The sequence below is a fragment of the Pandoraea sputorum genome, assembly GCF_000814845.2.
GTDB classification, from domain to species: domain Bacteria; phylum Pseudomonadota; class Gammaproteobacteria; order Burkholderiales; family Burkholderiaceae; genus Pandoraea; species Pandoraea sputorum.
Window position 1 is genome coordinate 5,164,721 of sequence record NZ_CP010431.2, and the last position, 14,638, is coordinate 5,179,358.

Annotated in this window: 15 protein-coding genes; 12 read left to right on the forward strand and 3 right to left on the reverse strand. The window is 62.8% G+C overall.

The features are described from left to right. Positions 1–18: 18 nt before the first annotated feature. Complete coding sequence (locus tag NA29_RS22785; RefSeq protein ID WP_052252333.1) at positions 19–1,518, reverse strand: MDR family MFS transporter; 1,500 nt, start codon at positions 1,516–1,518, stop codon at positions 19–21. A gap of 391 nt (positions 1,519–1,909) precedes the next feature. Beyond that, a complete protein-coding gene (locus tag NA29_RS22790; protein ID WP_039393436.1) occupies positions 1,910–2,167 on the reverse strand; it encodes a GlsB/YeaQ/YmgE family stress response membrane protein in 258 nt (85 codons plus the stop codon). 308 nt (positions 2,168–2,475) lie between these two features. On the opposite strand from NA29_RS22790, the gene hemA reads away from it, so the two are divergent. From hemA to NA29_RS22815, 5 genes are all read left to right on the forward strand, one after another. Next, positions 2,476–3,762 (forward strand): glutamyl-tRNA reductase, encoded by a 1,287-nt coding sequence (gene hemA / locus NA29_RS22795; protein WP_039393438.1) that lies wholly within the window; start codon positions 2,476–2,478, stop codon positions 3,760–3,762. Next, complete coding sequence (prfA, locus tag NA29_RS22800) at positions 3,763–4,845, forward strand: peptide chain release factor 1 (RefSeq protein ID WP_039393440.1); 1,083 nt, start codon at positions 3,763–3,765, stop codon at positions 4,843–4,845. After that, positions 4,845–5,720, forward strand: a complete 876-nt coding sequence (gene prmC / locus NA29_RS22805) for a peptide chain release factor N(5)-glutamine methyltransferase (RefSeq protein WP_039393442.1) — start codon at positions 4,845–4,847, stop codon at positions 5,718–5,720. Before prfA ends, prmC begins: the two co-directional genes overlap by 1 nt. Before the next feature lie 80 nt (positions 5,721–5,800). After that, positions 5,801–6,115 carry a Grx4 family monothiol glutaredoxin gene (gene grxD, locus NA29_RS22810; protein WP_039393444.1) on the forward strand — a complete coding sequence of 105 codons (315 nt, stop codon included), beginning with the start codon at positions 5,801–5,803 and terminating at the stop codon, positions 6,113–6,115. Between the two features lie 56 nt (positions 6,116–6,171). Then, positions 6,172–6,798, forward strand: coding sequence for a UbiX family flavin prenyltransferase (locus NA29_RS22815; RefSeq protein WP_039393446.1), 627 nt, complete (start codon positions 6,172–6,174; stop codon positions 6,796–6,798). A gap of 51 nt (positions 6,799–6,849) precedes the next feature. Here the strand turns inward: NA29_RS22815 and NA29_RS22820 are convergent, their stop codons facing one another. Then, positions 6,850–7,389: a VOC family protein gene (locus tag NA29_RS22820; RefSeq protein ID WP_157744790.1), complete on the reverse strand. Its 540-nt coding sequence runs from the start codon at positions 7,387–7,389 to the stop codon at positions 6,850–6,852. A 264-nt stretch (positions 7,390–7,653) separates the two neighbouring features. Between NA29_RS22820 and NA29_RS22825 the strand changes: the two genes are divergently transcribed. The 7 genes from NA29_RS22825 (at position 7,654) to NA29_RS22855 (ending at position 14,623) form a co-directional block, all read left to right on the forward strand. Beyond that, entirely contained in the window at positions 7,654–7,947 is a 294-nt protein-coding gene (locus NA29_RS22825) for a hypothetical protein (protein ID WP_039393453.1), read from the forward strand. Between the two features lie 154 nt (positions 7,948–8,101). Further along, positions 8,102–8,431 carry a hypothetical protein gene (locus NA29_RS22830; protein WP_052252335.1) on the forward strand — a complete coding sequence of 110 codons (330 nt, stop codon included), beginning with the start codon at positions 8,102–8,104 and terminating at the stop codon, positions 8,429–8,431. 609 nt (positions 8,432–9,040) lie between these two features. Continuing rightward, positions 9,041–9,469, forward strand: coding sequence for a hypothetical protein (locus NA29_RS22835; protein ID WP_150777529.1), 429 nt, complete (start codon positions 9,041–9,043; stop codon positions 9,467–9,469). A 100-nt stretch (positions 9,470–9,569) separates the two neighbouring features. Continuing rightward, positions 9,570–11,267, forward strand: coding sequence for a methyl-accepting chemotaxis protein (locus tag NA29_RS22840; protein ID WP_039393457.1), 1,698 nt, complete (start codon positions 9,570–9,572; stop codon positions 11,265–11,267). Between the two features lie 116 nt (positions 11,268–11,383). Next, entirely contained in the window at positions 11,384–12,226 is an 843-nt protein-coding gene (locus NA29_RS22845; protein ID WP_039393460.1) for a CheR family methyltransferase, read from the forward strand. Then, positions 12,210–12,737 carry a chemotaxis protein CheD gene (locus NA29_RS22850; protein WP_039393462.1) on the forward strand — a complete coding sequence of 176 codons (528 nt, stop codon included), beginning with the start codon at positions 12,210–12,212 and terminating at the stop codon, positions 12,735–12,737. Before NA29_RS22845 ends, NA29_RS22850 begins: the two co-directional genes overlap by 17 nt. After that, positions 12,734–14,623, forward strand: coding sequence for a chemotaxis protein CheW (locus tag NA29_RS22855; protein WP_052252336.1), 1,890 nt, complete (start codon positions 12,734–12,736; stop codon positions 14,621–14,623). The genes NA29_RS22850 and NA29_RS22855 overlap by 4 nt, the downstream gene beginning before the upstream one ends. The last annotated feature ends 15 nt before the right edge of the window (positions 14,624–14,638 follow it).

A 14,638-nucleotide genomic window follows, 5' to 3' on the forward strand; every position in this document is an offset into this window, starting at 1 on the left:
AGAGTTTCGCCGTTCGGCTCAATGGCCGCCTGGCACGAACTCCGGTTTGTCGCGCTTCGTGCCTCGCGTGCTATCAACGGCGTTCGTCGGCACCAGCATGAACAGCAGCATCACGCCAATCGAGATCGCGAGGATCGACAGGAACGTCAGGTGCAGCGAGTGTTGCAGCACCGCGCGAATCGCCTGATCCGCCAGCGACGACACGCCGCGATCTTCCAGCACGTGACGCAGTTGGTCCGACGTCACCGGTGCCAGCCCGCTCGAATGCGTGAGGCCGAAGTTGAGCACGGCGCCGAAGAGCGTTGCGCCGAGCGTGCTGCCGAGGTTACGCGAGAAGATGTTCGACGCCGTGGCGCTGCCACGCTCCGAGGGACCGACCAGTTCCTGAATCAGCACCAGCGCGCTCACGCTGCCCGTGCCCATCGAGAAGCCCATGATCAACGAGCCAAAACCGGCGAGCATCGGTGAGCTGCTCGGTCCGAGCAACGCGAAGACAAGGCCGCCGACCGGCATGAGCAGGCTGCCGCCGACCAGCACGCGACGCAGGCCGAAGCGCGTGAACGTCTTCGCCGCAATCGTCGAGCCGATCGGCCAGCCGACCATGATCATCGTGAGGGCCATACCGGCGACGACCGGCGTCTGACGCAATACGCCCTGCGCGTACATCGGCAGGAAGGTCGTCAGGCCCATCAGCACCATGCCCGAGAGCAGCGTCGCCGCATTGGCCGCGGCAATCGGACGACGGCTCCACAATGCGAACGAGATCATCGGATCTTTCGCGCGACGCTCCTGCCAGACGAACAGCAGCGACGCCAGGACGCAGGTCAGCACACCGCCCCAGACGTGCGTGTCAGTGAAGGCATTGGCGTCCGTCAACGCGATCATCAGGCCCGCGACGGCAATTGTGAAGAACACAGCACCCATGTAATCGATGCTCGGACGCTGACGCGGTGCGTCTTCGTGCAGATACGCGATGAAACCCGCCGCGGCCAGCAAGCCGATCGGAATGTTGAGCCAGAAGATCCACGACCACGACATATCGCGAATGATGAGACCGCCCAGCATCGGGCCGAGCACCGCCGAGATGGCCCACACACTCGCCAGATAGCCCTGCACTTTGCCGCGCTCGCTGATCGGGTAGTAGTCGGCAATGATCACCAGACTGACCGGCTGAATACACGCCGCGCCCACGCCCTGCAACAGGCGGAACGCGATCATCGCAGGCATCGACCAGGCGAAACCGCCGCCCAACGAGGCGACGAGAAATACGGCGATGCCCACGAGAATGACCGGCTTGCGTCCGTAGATGTCGGCAAGCTTGCCGAACACCACGGTCATGGCCGTTTGCGCGAGAAGGAAGGCGGAGAAAACCCAGCTATAGAGATTCAGGCCACCGAGTTGAGCCACGATTTGCGGCATGGCCGTCGAGATGATCGTGGCTTCGATGGCAACCATCGAGGTCGCCGCCATGACGGAAGCCACAATCAATGGCCGCACGGAATTGCGTGTCGCAGACATGTGTTTTTTGAAGTGGGGGATACGGCGTAACAACTTGCGAGAAAGGCGCGACACCCATGTCGGGTGAAGCAGCCACTGCCAGATGGCGGAAGACGGGGATCGAACGTGGCGGCGATGCCGCACGCGTAGTCAAGACGACTTGGGCCTGGCGATGGCGACAAGCATAGCCGAATGCGGCAAAACACGTACGACGCCCATCAGCTGCACATCAGCCGCACATCACCCCGCCGCGATTCGCCTCGTTGCCGTGGAGCGACATGCGCCGTCCCGAAATCCGATGCGGACTTGCGGCTTATGGTCGCAGGGGTCGCAACCAGGGGGGCGGCACAAAGCGCACCGAATTATCACCGAATGAGAATTGCCGCCCGACGACGCATCGGGCGGATGGCGGTTACGCCGTGCCGCGATTGCGCTTGATCACGCCATAGATCGCCAGCAGCACGATCGCGCCGATGATCGAAGCGATCCAGCCTGCAGACTGGCCTTCCGAATACAAGTGGAGAAACTGACCGACATACTTGGCGAGCAGTGCGCCCGCGATGCCGAGGATGATCGTCATGATGATGCCCATGCTGTCCCGCCCGGGGTGCAGGGCGCGTGCAATGAGACCGACGACCAGACCGACCACGATAGTGCCGATGATGCCCATGACGAATCTCCAAGGACGGGAACCCGAACGCAGTATAGACCCGATTTCCGAAGACCCACACCCAATATGTGAAGCGGACGGCGCTAACCCGCCGACCAACCTCGACCTCTGATATATCAAGCGAAATTCGCCCGACCACCGTCCTGGCGCGGGCCTTCGCTATGCCGGGTATAAGGGATGACTATTTGTCAAAACCCGGCGGCTGCGCGATGATGGGGCACGCTGTCCCAATGTGCGGGCACGCGGGGCCAATGAAACGGGCATCGCGTCGACGCGCTATAATCAGGGGCTATCAGATCCCCCACACCATGCAACTGCTCGCTCTCGGCCTGAACCACCACACGGCGCCCGTCTCGCTGCGCGAACGGGTGGCGTTTCCGTTCGAGCGGATCGAGCCGGCGCTGGCGGGCCTCAAGAGTCTGTGGACCGGCAGCGGCAAGTTGAGCGCGCCCGAGGCCGCCATCCTGTCGACGTGCAACCGCACCGAGATCTATTGCGTGACGGACGATGCCGCAGCGCGTGAGCGTGCGGTGCACTGGCTGTCCCAGTTCCACAATATTCCCGCCGGCGACCTCGCCCCCCATCTGTACGCCCTGCCCCAGTCCGACGCCGTGCGTCACGCCTTTCGCGTGGCCAGCGGTCTGGACTCGATGGTGCTGGGCGAGACGCAGATTCTCGGGCAGTTGAAGGACGCCGTGCGCACCGCCGCCGAGGCCGGTGCGCTGGGCACGTATCTGAACCAGCTTTTCCAGCGCACGTTCGCGGTGGCTAAGGAAGTCCGTGGCCAGACCGAGATCGGCGCGCATTCGGTGTCGATGGCCGCTGCGGCGGTGCGTCTCGCGCAACGTATTTTCGAGAGCATCAGCACGCAGAAGGTGCTGTTCATCGGTGCGGGCGAGATGATCGACCTGTGCGCCACGCACTTCGCCGCACAAAATCCAAAAGCCCTGTACATCGCTAACCGGACGGCCGAACGCGGCGAGAAGCTCGCCGAGCGTCTGGGCGGCACCGCGATCCGTCTGTCGGAGTTGCCGCAACGTCTGCACGAATTCGACATCGTCGTGTCGTGCACGGCAAGTACGTTGCCGCTGATCGGGCTGGGCGCTGTCGAGCGCGCCATCAAGGCCCGTAAGCACAAGCCGATGTTCATGGTCGATCTGGCCGTGCCGCGCGACATCGAACCGGAAGTCGGTCGTCTGGCCGACGTTTTCCTGTACACCGTCGACGATCTCGGTGCAGTCGTGCGCGAAGGCAACGCGCTGCGTCAGGCGGCCGTTGCGCAAGCCGAAGCGATCATCGAGACGCGCGTGCAGAACTTCATGCAATGGCTCGACGCGCGCAGCGTCGTGCCGGTCATTCGCGATATCCACGGTACTGCCGAGGCCATGCGTGTGGCCGAACTTGAGCGTGCCCAGCGCATGCTCGCGCGTGGCGACGACCCTGCCGCCGTGCTCGAAGCCCTGTCCCAGTCCCTCACCAAGAAATTCCTGCACGGCCCGACGCACGCGCTCAATACGGCGCGCGGCGATTCGCGCGAGCAAATCCTTCACCTCATTCCCGAACTGTTCCGCACCTCGGGATCCGCCGACAAATAGATGAAAGCGAGCATGCAAGCCAAGCTCGACCAGTTGACGCAACGTCTGGTCGAGCTTGATGGCCTATTGAGCCAGGGCGACGTTACCCGCGACCTGGACAACTACCGCAAGCTCACGCGCGAACACGCCGAGCTGGCGCCCGTCGTCGCGCAATATCAGCAGTACCGTCAGGCGCTGGGCGATGTGGCGGCCGCGCAGGAAATGGCGTCCGATCCGGAGATGCGCGAGTTCGCCGAAGACGAAGCCACGAACGCCCGCGCTCGCATGGAAGATCTGGAAGGCACGCTGCAACGCATGCTGCTGCCGCGCGATCCCAACGACGACCGCAATATCTATCTCGAAATCCGCGCGGGCACCGGCGGCGACGAATCGGCGTTGTTCGCGGGCGATCTGCTGCGCATGTACTCGCGCTACGCGGAGCGTCAGCGCTGGCAGGTCGAAATCATGTCGGCGAGCGAATCGGATCTGGGCGGGTATAAGGAAGTCATCGTACGGCTCGTCGGTCAGGGCGCTTACTCGCGCCTGAAGTTCGAGTCGGGCGGTCATCGCGTGCAGCGCGTGCCCGCCACCGAAACGCAGGGGCGCATTCACACGTCCGCCTGCACCGTGGCTGTGATGCCGGAAGCGGACGATGTCGCCGACGTCGAAATCAATCCGGCCGACATTCGCATCGATACGTTCCGTGCGTCAGGCGCAGGCGGTCAGCACGTCAACAAGACGGATTCGGCCGTGCGCATCACGCACTTGCCGACGGGCATCGTCGTGGAGTGTCAGGACGACCGCTCGCAACACCGCAACAAGGACAAGGCGCTCAAGGTGCTCGCCGCGCGCATCAAAGATGCGCAACTGCGCGCCCAGCAAGCCAAGGAAGCCGCCACCCGCAAGAGCCTGATCGGCTCGGGCGACCGCTCCGAGCGCATTCGCACGTATAACTTTCCGCAGGGGCGGATGACGGATCACCGCATCAACCTCACGCTCTACAAGCTCGAATACATCATGGACGGCGATCTCGACGAGATGATCAACGCACTGGTGACCGAGCATCAGGCGGAACTGCTCGCATCGCTGGGCGAGGCGGCCTGATGTCGCCGGGCGGGCAGAACGCGCAGGACGGCAGCGCCGCCCCCGTCGGGGTGGCCACCGTCGCTACGCTGCTGCGCGAGCCGGGCCTGCCGCCCATGGAGTCGCGCATTCTGCTCTCGCACGTGCTCGGCTGGAGCCGTACTCAACTGATTACCCGCGACCGCGAGCCACTCGCGCCCGAGACGGTCGCCGTCTATCGGGCCTTGCATGCGCGTCGCGTGGCGGGCGAGCCCATCGCCTATCTCACCGGCACGCGGGAATTCTTCGGGCTGACGCTCAATGTCAGCCCATCGGTCCTCATTCCCCGGCCGGAAACGGAACTGCTCGTGGAGCTGGCGCTAGCGCGCATCGAAGGACGCCAGATGCCTCGCGTGCTCGATCTCGGTACCGGCAGCGGCGCAATTGCACTGGCTATCGCCCATAGCCGTCCCGATGCGCGCGTCACAGCGCTGGACCGTTCTGCCGGCGCACTCGATGTCGCCCGTGAAAACGCCCGGCAACTCGGGCTGGAGGGCCGCGTCCGGTTTCTGGCGAGCGATTGGTATAACGCACTGCCCGCTGACGAGGCCCCGTTCGACCTCATCGTCTCCAATCCGCCCTACATCGTGTCGGGTGACGAACACCTCTCGCAGGGCGACCTGCGCTTCGAGCCGGTGGACGCCCTGACCGATCACGCCGACGGCCTCGCCGCCCTGCGCGTCATCGTGGCGGGCGCGCCGTCCCGGCTGCTACCCGATAGCTGGCTGCTGTGCGAGCACGGCTATCATCAGGCCGCGGATGTCCGGGCGCTTTGCACGGCGGCGGGTTTCACGGACGTGGGCTCTGAACGCGACCTCGCGGACATCGAGCGCACGACCGGCGGACGCCGCCCCTGAGGGGACGCCGACGGGCGACGCGGAAAACCGCTAAAATGCCGGATACGCCGACTTTCCGGCATCCCCACGGGCTTCCGAACATGACCACCCAGCAACGTATCCAGCAAATCGTCTCCGAGCACCCCGTCGTTCTTTTCATGAAGGGCAACGCACAATTCCCGATGTGCGGCTTTTCGGGCCGTGCCGTGCAAATCCTGAAGGCATGCGAAGTCAACGACCTGTTCACGGTCGACGTGCTGCAAGACGACGAAATCCGTCAGGGCGTGAAGGACTTCGCCAACTGGCCGACGATTCCGCAGCTCTACATCAAGGGCGAATTCATCGGCGGCTCGGACATCATGATGGAGATGTACCAGAGCGGCGAACTCAAGCAGATCATCGCCGAGCTCGCCTAAGTCGCCTAAGTCGTCTTAGTCGCCTGCGCGCCGGATCTCTCCGACCGATATAGTCGATGACCCCATCGACCTCATCGACGGGTGCCGCCCGAACGTCCGCACCTTCGCGTCTGATCGTCGCCATTACCGGCGCGACGGGCGCGGTGTACGGTGTGCGCCTGCTCGAACGCCTGCGTGCGATGGGCGGCGTCGAAACGCATCTGATGGTCTCGAGTGCTGGCTGGCTCACGCTGCGCCATGAACTCGGGCTGGAACGCTCGGACGTGCAGGCACTCGCCGATCAGTACCACAGCGTGCGCGAGATCGGCGCGAACATCGCCAGCGGATCGTTTGCCACCGCCGGTATGGTCGTCGCGCCCTGCTCGATGAAGACGCTCGCGAGTGTCGCCCACGGACTGTCCGACAATCTGATCGCCCGCGCCGCCGACGTCACCCTGAAGGAACGCCGCCGTCTGGTATTGATGGTGCGTGAGACGCCCTTCAACCTCGCGCATCTGCGCAATATGACGGCCGTCACCGAAATGGGCGGCATCGTGTACCCGCCTCTGCCTGCGTTCTACAACCGCCCGGCATCGCTCGATGCGATGGTCGACGACACCGTCGCGCGTGTGATCGATCTGTTCGGGATTGCGCCGCCCGTCGCCTCAAGCTGGGACGGTCTGGGCAAGGACGTCGAAGGCTGAACATCGCGCGCGCCCTCTTTTCTGGCGCACGCAGTATCCCCCTCCTCTCGCTTATCTCACGCCGTCGACCCAGCGTTGCAGCGTGTCGAGTGCGCCCTGAGACTGTCCGGCGGCGGACTCCGGTGTCTGCACGCACAGTTCCAGCATGATCTCGTTCGGGTCGAGCAGATAGAGATGTTCGCCGTCGCTATGACGCTCGACGGCAAACGGCACCTCGTGGGCAGCAAGACGCGCCTTCCAGCGCTCCAGCGCTTCGAGGTCGCGCACGCGCAACGCGACGTGATGAATCTGCGTCGCGGGCGTGTCGGAATGAGGTTCGGGCGCAAGGCCGTCGCAATTGAAAAACGCCAGCGCCTGACCGGGTTCGATCTGATAGCTGACGAGCAGATAGGGTTTGCCCCACAACCGGCTCATGCCGGTCTGCGCGCCCGCGAGTGTGAAACCCATCACGTCGACGTAGAATCGGTGCGTGAGGGTCGCGTCGTAGCTTGGATACGCGACGTGATCGATGGCCACCGGCGTGAGCGCCGGTGCAGCGGGCGCAGCCCGCCCGAGTGACGTGGCGTCGACGGCAGAAGTGGGATCCAGCATCGCCTGGTTCATCTCGATCCCCCGGACGGCAAAGTCGTGATGGCATTCGGGAAACTGCGTCTGTAGTGTAGTCCTGCAACCTGCGTGGCATCAACCGAGTGTCAGCAAGACCCGCATGGACTATAGTGAAAACGCCACACTTTGCGTGCCGAACCGCATGGTTGCGTCTCTCCGGGGGCTTTCGCGTGAATGCAACTGCCCTGGACGCCGCGCCGCAACACGCATCCCCCCAGTGGTGTGACATGTACGCGACCGGAGTTTTTCATGGAGACCACCCTCTCGCCTGTTGTCGTCTACGCCGTTGTGACGCTCGTGTTCGTCATGCTGGTCCTCGTCGTGCCTGCGGGCGCGCGCTGGCGCAACGTCGCCTGGCCCACTGCCATGCCACCGCTCTCCCCGCACCGTCCCGGCGATCTGCTCGGCACGCCGCGCACACCGTACTGGCGTTCGCCGAACGACACGCACGATTTGCGTCGGCCGTCCTACTTCGCGACCTCAGAACGACGCGGTCGGCGTCCGGCAAGTTTTCTCGCGCCACGAGACCACGAACGCCGGTAGGTCTGCTTACCGTTCCCCCAACCGGCTCCATCACCCTTACGCATTGTTACATCTGTAGTGCTGCCGTAGCACCGGCGGCGGCTTCTCGTCCGTAGAATTTCAACTACGGAACGCGCGTCGGCACACACAGCGCAGCGCTTAAAAAGGAGAACAGATGCAACATCGTTTCTGGATGGCCACCGCCACCCTTGCGGGACTCACCGCAGTCTTCGCATCGGGCAGCGCTTTCGCGCGCACTGACGTGTCGGTCAACATTGGCATTCCCGGCCCGGCCATCGTGGCTCCGGGCCCGATCTACGCGCCGCCCCCCGTCTACGCCGCACCGGCACCGATGATGGTTGCCCCGCCTCCCGTCGTCTACGGCCCGCCCCCGCGCTACTGGCGAGGCCCGCCGCCGCGCCACTGGCATCACGATCGCGGCTGGGATCGCCGTGGATGGGACCATCGCGACCATCGTGACTATCGTGACTATCGCCATCGCTAGACTTCCTCGCCTTCACGGCGACACAGCGTCAAAGTAAAAGCCCCGCAGATCGACCAACCTGCGGGGCTTTTACTTTTAAGCACGTCCATCGTTGAAAACGTCGTTCTGACGAACGTCGCTGCGAACGGATTGCGTCGACCTATGCAAGGCACGCATGAAGCCTCGACGATTTATCGACGCTTCATGCGCCATCGCGCATTCAGACACTCGTCGGCATTCGAGTGATTTACGACCTCGTATTAAAGCGACGAATCGCTTCGTAGCTCACCAGGCAATGCACTTTCGATGCTGCGAGAGGAACTTCAGCCCTAATTATTTCAATAGCGATAGCAGCAACGATGCCCGTAATAACCACCGCCGTAATAGGGACGTTCCGGAACAACAACGCATCCGGCAAGCGTGATAGCAAGCAACGCGGCGACGACTAACTTCATGATCTGACTCCACAGTTAAGAACGCGAATCCGTTCGCTTTCTTTATATCGCCGTCCCTGTAGGAAGCCCATCACGCGTCTGTAAGCCGTGTAAGCGAAGGTTGCCAAACCGGGAAAGTGTCGCACTTTGTTACGTAACGCGTGCTGCTTGTGGCCGTAACATCGGCCCGTCACCGATGTCGCGACTTTCCTCAAAACCAGCAACGACGCGGGTTTCACGAGGCTCCTCTGTCTGGCATGACGCTTGCATAGTGTTAAGCGTCGCCCTTTCAATTGCCCCGAAAAGTGCGGCTTTGACTCAAACCCTCCTCCCGTTGCAGACACGGGAGGAGGCTTTTTTTCAAATTCTTCCGATCCTTGTGGAGCCCAATCTCCGACACGTGATCGCGACAATTTCCTGCACCGCGAATGTGCAGGCGCTTCTGTATTCTCATTTCATCTGTGCGTTTGAAATGTATCGACGCTATAACAGCGTCGACTTCCTTTATGTTTCCTTTATCTTTAAAGCCTTATTGGACGTGGCTTTCGAAGCGATTTTCAACCTTATCGGCATAAACCTCATGCGGGTACGCACCGATCTCAAGTTGACTCCTGCGCTGTCGTAATCGCGTCTATAGAGGACTGCGTATTCATTGGGGGAACGCAGCATCCCTTTCGTGACGGCCGCACGACACGCGCCGGGGCAAGCGTATCAGGGGAAAAGTCATGGAAATCGCCACGCCTGAATTCCAGATGGAACAACAGGAACTACAGGCCGTCACCGCCGCGCTCAACCGCGTGCAGGCCGTCATCGAGTTCGATTTGCAGGGGCGCATTCTTCACGCGAACGAGAACTTCCTGCACACCGTTGGCTACCGTCTCGATGAAATTCAGGGCCAGCATCACCGCATGTTCTGCGAGCCCGATTACACCGCCTCGAACGCGTATCGCGATTTCTGGGCGAAGCTCGGTCGCGGCGAATTCGATTCCGGCGAGTACAAGCGTCTGGGCAAAGGCGGACGCGAAGTGTGGATCCGTGCTTCCTACAACCCGGTCTTCGATGCAAACGGCGTGGCGTACAAGGTGATCAAGTTCGCCACCGACGTCACGGCGGACCGTACGCGTCAGGCCGAATTCGAAGGCAAGGTTCGCGCGATGGACATCGCGCAGGCCGTCATCGAATTCAATCTCGACGGCACGGTCATCACGGCCAATGACAATTTCCTGAAGACGCTGGGCTACTCGCTCGACGAGATTCGCGGCAAGCATCACCGCATGTTCTGCGAACAGGATTACGTCGCCAGTAACGAGTACCGCGACTTCTGGGCCAAGCTCAATCGCGGTGAATTCGATGCGGGACGCTACAAGCGCCTCGGCCGCGGCGGACGCGAAATCTGGATTCAGGCGACGTACAACCCGATTCTCGACGCGAACGGCCGCCCCTACAAAGTCGTGAAGTTCGCCACCGACATCACGCAGCAAGTCGAGCTCGAAGCGAGCGTGAAGCGACGCGCAGAAGACGACCAGCGCAAAGTCGCACTGCTGCTAGACACCGTCAACCGCGCGGCGGCCGGTGACCTCACTGGCGCCATCGCAGTGAACGGCACAGATCCCATCGATCAGTTGGCCGACGGCATTCGTCACATGATGGACGACCTTCGCGGCGTGATCGGCAAGGTCGTCAACTCGGCAGGCGAGTTCTCCGGCGCATCGCGCGACATTGCAGACCGCGCCAATACGGTGGCGACCGGAGCACAAGCACTGGGCGCTACGGTCGAAGAGATGAACGCGTCCATCGAGGAACTGACGGCGTCGATCAACTCGATTGCCGACAACACCAAGGGTGCCGACCAACTCGCCAAATCGACGCAGCACGAAGCCGAAACCGGCTCACGCGCGATTGCCCGTTCCATCGAAGCGATGGACCTGATCAACAAGTCGTCGGAAGACATCAGCGAGATCGTGAAAGTGATCGGCGAGATTGCCGGGCAGACCAACCTGCTTGCCTTCAACGCCGCCATCGAAGCGGCGCGCGCGGGCGAGCATGGCCTCGGCTTCTCGGTCGTGGCGGACGAAGTCCGCAAGCTCGCCGAGCGCTCGTCGCAGGCCACCAAGGAAATCTCCAAGCTCATCAACGAGTCGACCAAACGCGTGTCGCAGGGCAGCGACGTGTCGCGTCAGGCGGGCGAAGCGTTCGAGAAGATCGTAAGCGGTGTGTCGCGCACCACGCAGGCCATCTCCGAAATTTCATGTGCCGCCGAAGAGCAGCTCGTCGCCGCGCGCGAAGTGAGTCTCGCGATTCAGCACGTGGCGGAAGAAACGGAGAAGTCGGCGGGCGCGTGCGAGACCATCGCCCAGGCGACGACCGGCCTCAACCAGGGCGCAGAGGAACTGGATCACACCGTATCGAGGTTCAAGGTGTAGGCCTTCCCCGGCGAGCCACGTTCTTCGCACCCCGGGGAATACGCCCGCCGGTATTTTTCCAGTGACGGCCGACCGACTGGCCGCACTGGCACCCACGTCCGCCAAGAGGGCCCGATATGGAAATCGAAGCCGAAGCCGACGCCGTCACCCAGCAAGCGCTCCTGCGCGCTGTTCACCGGCATACCGGCATCTCGATGAACGAGAAGAAGTGGACGATGCTGCAGGGCCGTTTGCGCCCACGCCTGCGCACGCTCTCGCTGCGCTGCTATCGCGACTATCTGGCGCTGCTAGAGAACACGCCAGACGAGATTCGCAACTTCGTGAATCTCGTCACGACGAACGAAACCACCTTCTTCCGCACCCCGCGCGTGTGGGATTACTTCGCTCAGCATTACCTGCCGCGCTGGCACGCCGCCAATCCGGGACGCGCCTTCCACATGTGGTCGGCCGCCGCATCCTCGGGCGAAGAGTCGTACTCCGCCGCCATGATCTGCGAGGAATTTCGGGTGCGTCACACGGGTTTCCAGTATCAGATCCACGCGACCGACATTTCGAGTCAGGTGCTGGCCATCGCCATGGCTGGCAACTACGGCGGTCGCAGCATCGACGGGCTCAAGCAACAGCGCCCGGCCATGCTGGCGAAGTACTTCCGTCCGAGCGCAGGCGGGTTCACGGTCGCACCCGAGTTACGTGCGCACATCACGTTTGGCGAGCACAACCTTTACCAGCGCCTGGCGCGTCGCGAGGCGTTCGACCTCGTCATGCTGCGCAATGTGCTGATCTATTTCGAGTCGGGCGATCAGGAACGAGTGTTAGAGAACGTACGACGCACGCTTACCCCCGAAGGCGTGCTGATCGTCGGCGAATCGGAGTCACTCTCGCGACTGTCCACCGGCTATCAATTTGAGCAACCGCTCATTTACCGCAATCAGGGGGCATCGAATGGGGCCGTCGCATGACATTCAGGTGTTGATGGGCGAGGTGCGCATCGGGCGCGGTGAAGACGTGCTGCGGGCCACTCTCGGTTCGTGCGTCGGCATCGGGCTGATGTGGCGCTCGCGCGGGCTCTACGGTCTCGCACACTGCCTGCTCCCGGAGGCGCCGAATCCGACGCTGGCCATCGGTGCGAAGTACGTCACGCAGGCGGTGCCGTCGTTGCTCGCGCTGATGAAGGCGGACGGCGCACGCCGCAGCGAGATCGAAGCGGTGATCGCCGGTGGCGGCAACATGATGCCGCACCAGCCACCGGCCAAGCATGGCCTGATCGGCGTGGCGAACGCCAAGATGGCGCAAGCGCTGATCGCCGAGACGGGCATACCGATCGTCCACGTCGAAGTCGGCGGGGAAGTCGGACGGCAACTGTTGATCGACTGCGCGCGTCACGCGTTTCACGTGCGCACCATTGGCTCGAACGGGGGTGCCGCCATGCCGCGTCGCCCTGCTCTCAGACTCGTGGGACGTGAATCATGAATGCACGGACACCGGGATTTCCGTTTCTCCAACGCGACGCCGTCGCGGGTACGACCGTCCTGCCGCCGACGGTGTCGCCTTACCAGAACTACCAGGGCTATCAGGACTTCAAGGGGTACGGATGCGGTTATGGGCCGCTACCGGGCGTGACGACGCACGTGCGCGATGCGGTGCGCTCTCCATCGTCATCGGCGGATGGGCATGCGTTGTCGGTGGATGTCGAATCGGCGTTGCTTGCGTCTGCCGAAGCAACGCCGACACCGGCGACACCGGCGACACCAACCAAAGCGCGTAACGCCGCCCCCGACGACATCGAGGTGTTCGGCTCGTTTCATCTGGGCGACGTCGAATTCGCACTGCCGATTGCGGCGTTGCAGGAGGTCGTGAATTTCCCCGAGCGCATTACACCGGTACCGCTCTCGCCCGCTTTTCTGCTCGGGCTGTTCAATCTGCGCGGCACACTTATTCCCATCGTCGATCTGAAGCCGTTGCTGGCGATTGCGGACAACGCGAAGATCGGCGGAGCCGGATCGGCAAACGCCACGCCGCTGACGGAGAAGATCGCCATCGTGGATGTCGAAGGCATTCGCGTCGGACTGATGTTCGATAGTACGAGTGAGATTCTGCGTGTGAGGGCGTCGCAACGAACGGCTTTCGAATACGACCCGTCGCACGTTGCGCCACAGGTGGTGTCCGGTGCCATCAAGCTCGATGGCGGCGACCGCATTTTGCAGATCCTCGCACCAGGGGCGCTCGTTCACATCGAGAACATGCCGCAATTGCTGGCGCGTCAGGCACTCAGCGCGCCGCAGCGCCGCCAGCAACGGCAACGGCTGCAATGCGTGTCGTTCACCGTCGAGCACTCGCGTCTGGCGCTGCCGATGAGCGCGATCCGCGAGATCATCCGCATCCCCGATTTACAAAACTCGGCGCTGGCGAGCGTCTTTTGCGTCGGCATGCTGAACCTGCGCGGCACGGTCGTGCCCGTCATCGATTTCGCGCATTTTCTGGGGTTGCAGGCGAGCCGTCCGGAGCCGGAGATCGCGGGAACGGCGTCCGACCCCCGTCGCATTCTGATCGTCAAACAGGAAGACGTGCACTTCGGATTGCTGGTCGACGCGGTCGACAGTATCGTCACCTACTACGCGGACGAGTTGCTGGCGATGCCGTCGTTTAGCGCATCGCACGCGCAGCTCTTCGCAGGATGCATTCCGCGCGAGCCGTTGGAAGCAGGAGGTGCGGCGGGTGCTACCGTCACGTCGAACGACATCGTGCTGCTCAACGCCGACGAACTCTTCACGCACTCGCAGGTGCTCGAACTCACGCGCGGGCATCGCGAGTTGTACCGCGAGACGGACCCGGCGCAACGGGCGAAATCCGGCGAGGGGGTGTGGCGTGGCGCGAAGTCATCGCGCGGTACGCGTCACGCTTACGTGTCTTTCCGTTTGCAGCACATGCTTGCGGTGCGTCTCGACCAGTTGCGCGAGATTATTCACGATTCGCCGGATGTGATGCCTGCACCGGGCGCACCGTCGTTTGTGCGCGGCATGCTCAATCTACGACGCGAGCTGGTGACCATCGTCGATCTGAGGGCACTTTACGGCATGCCGATGCAGGACGACGCGCAGGCGCGCAAGATTCTGGTCATCGAACACGGCAAGGACAAGTTCGGGCTGCTCGTGGACGCCATCGAGAACATCGTCACGCTGGACGAAGCAGATAAGTTGCCCGTCCCGGCCATGTTGCTCGGACGCGCGACCCACGAGATGCGCAACGACATGCGTGAGGCGGTGGAACTCCCGACGGCGGACGGCACTGCGCGCACAGCGATGCTGCTCGATCTTCAGCCGCTCAAGATGCGTCTGGAGACGGCGCTGGCGCAATGAGTAAGGGCAACAAGG

Coding starts and splice junctions, on each gene's coding strand:
- NA29_RS22785 (WP_052252333.1), bottom strand. CDS start 1,518: ATGTCTGCGACACGCAATTCCGTGCGGCCATTGATTGTGGCTTCCGTC.
- NA29_RS22790 (WP_039393436.1), bottom strand. CDS start 2,167: ATGGGCATCATCGGCACTATCGTGGTCGGTCTGGTCGTCGGTCTCATT.
- hemA (WP_039393438.1), top strand. CDS start 2,476: ATGCAACTGCTCGCTCTCGGCCTGAACCACCACACGGCGCCCGTCTCG.
- prfA (WP_039393440.1), top strand. CDS start 3,763: ATGAAAGCGAGCATGCAAGCCAAGCTCGACCAGTTGACGCAACGTCTG.
- prmC (WP_039393442.1), top strand. CDS start 4,845: ATGTCGCCGGGCGGGCAGAACGCGCAGGACGGCAGCGCCGCCCCCGTC.
- grxD (WP_039393444.1), top strand. CDS start 5,801: ATGACCACCCAGCAACGTATCCAGCAAATCGTCTCCGAGCACCCCGTC.
- NA29_RS22815 (WP_039393446.1), top strand. CDS start 6,172: ATGACCCCATCGACCTCATCGACGGGTGCCGCCCGAACGTCCGCACCT.
- NA29_RS22820 (WP_157744790.1), bottom strand. CDS start 7,389: ATGCTGGATCCCACTTCTGCCGTCGACGCCACGTCACTCGGGCGGGCT.
- NA29_RS22825 (WP_039393453.1), top strand. CDS start 7,654: ATGGAGACCACCCTCTCGCCTGTTGTCGTCTACGCCGTTGTGACGCTC.
- NA29_RS22830 (WP_052252335.1), top strand. CDS start 8,102: ATGCAACATCGTTTCTGGATGGCCACCGCCACCCTTGCGGGACTCACC.
- NA29_RS22835 (WP_150777529.1), top strand. CDS start 9,041: ATGTCGCGACTTTCCTCAAAACCAGCAACGACGCGGGTTTCACGAGGC.
- NA29_RS22840 (WP_039393457.1), top strand. CDS start 9,570: ATGGAAATCGCCACGCCTGAATTCCAGATGGAACAACAGGAACTACAG.
- NA29_RS22845 (WP_039393460.1), top strand. CDS start 11,384: ATGGAAATCGAAGCCGAAGCCGACGCCGTCACCCAGCAAGCGCTCCTG.
- NA29_RS22850 (WP_039393462.1), top strand. CDS start 12,210: ATGGGGCCGTCGCATGACATTCAGGTGTTGATGGGCGAGGTGCGCATC.
- NA29_RS22855 (WP_052252336.1), top strand. CDS start 12,734: ATGAATGCACGGACACCGGGATTTCCGTTTCTCCAACGCGACGCCGTC.